This window comes from Nocardioides caldifontis (assembly GCF_008087345.1).
GTDB classification, from domain to species: Bacteria; Actinomycetota; Actinomycetes; order Propionibacteriales; family Nocardioidaceae; genus Marmoricola_A; species Marmoricola_A caldifontis.
The window spans coordinates 1-765 of the sequence record NZ_VHIB01000036.1 but is presented as its reverse complement, the minus strand read 5'-3'; the positions used below and the strand labels follow the sequence as shown (position 1 = coordinate 765).

General features: G+C 69.4%; 2 protein-coding genes. One reads left to right on the top strand and one right to left on the bottom strand.

The features are described from left to right. Positions 1-540 (bottom strand): methyl-accepting chemotaxis protein (locus tag FIP57_RS22960; RefSeq protein ID WP_238993690.1); only part of this gene is annotated, 540 nt, incomplete at its 3' end. Between FIP57_RS22960 and FIP57_RS24235 the strand changes: the two genes are divergently transcribed. Next, a partial coding sequence (locus tag FIP57_RS24235) for a hypothetical protein (RefSeq protein ID WP_238993691.1) occupies positions 461-765 on the top strand: 305 nt, incomplete at its 3' end. The two genes, FIP57_RS22960 and FIP57_RS24235, sit on opposite strands and share 80 nt — an antisense overlap.

The following is a 765-nucleotide window of genomic DNA, read 5'->3' as shown; positions in this document are numbered from 1 at the left end:
GAACCGGCCGACGAGGGCCTGCATCTCCGCAGCCATCCGGGCCAGCTCGTCCGCAGCCTGGTTCGTCGACTGCGCCGCCGCCCCCGTGTCCGCCGCAGTCCGCGCCACCCCGGTGATGTTCACCGCGATGTCCGCCGACCCCGTCGCCGCCTCCGCCACGTTGCGCGACATCTCATTCGTCGTCGCGGTCTGCTCCTCCACCGCCGACGCAATCGTGGTCTGGGTGTCATTGATCTGCGCGATGATCCCGCTGATCTGCGTGATCGCCGCCACCGCCGCCTCGGTGTCGGACTGGATCGCCGAGATCCGCCGACCGATGTCCTCCGTCGCCTTCGACGTCTCCTGCGCCAGCTCCTTGACCTCGTTGGCCACCACCGCGAACCCCTTGCCCGCCTCACCCGCACGAGCCGCCTCGATCGTCGCGTTCAACGCCAACAAATTCGTCTGCTCCGCGATCGAGTTGATCACCGAGATCACATTCCCCACCTCAGCCGAGGACTCCCCCAGCTTCACCACCGTCCCCGACGTCGACTCCGCCACCGCCACCGCCTGCGCCGCCACCCCCGCAGCCGACGTCGCGTTCTGCGCGATCTCCCGGATCGACGCCGACATCTCCTCAGTCCCCGTCGCCACCGTCTGCACGTTCCGCGTCACCTGCTCCGCCGCCGCCGAGACCAGCTCCGACTGCGACGCCGACTCCTGCGCCGACCCCGACATCTGCATCGACACGCTCGACAGCTCCTCCGACGCCGACGCCAACGCCTG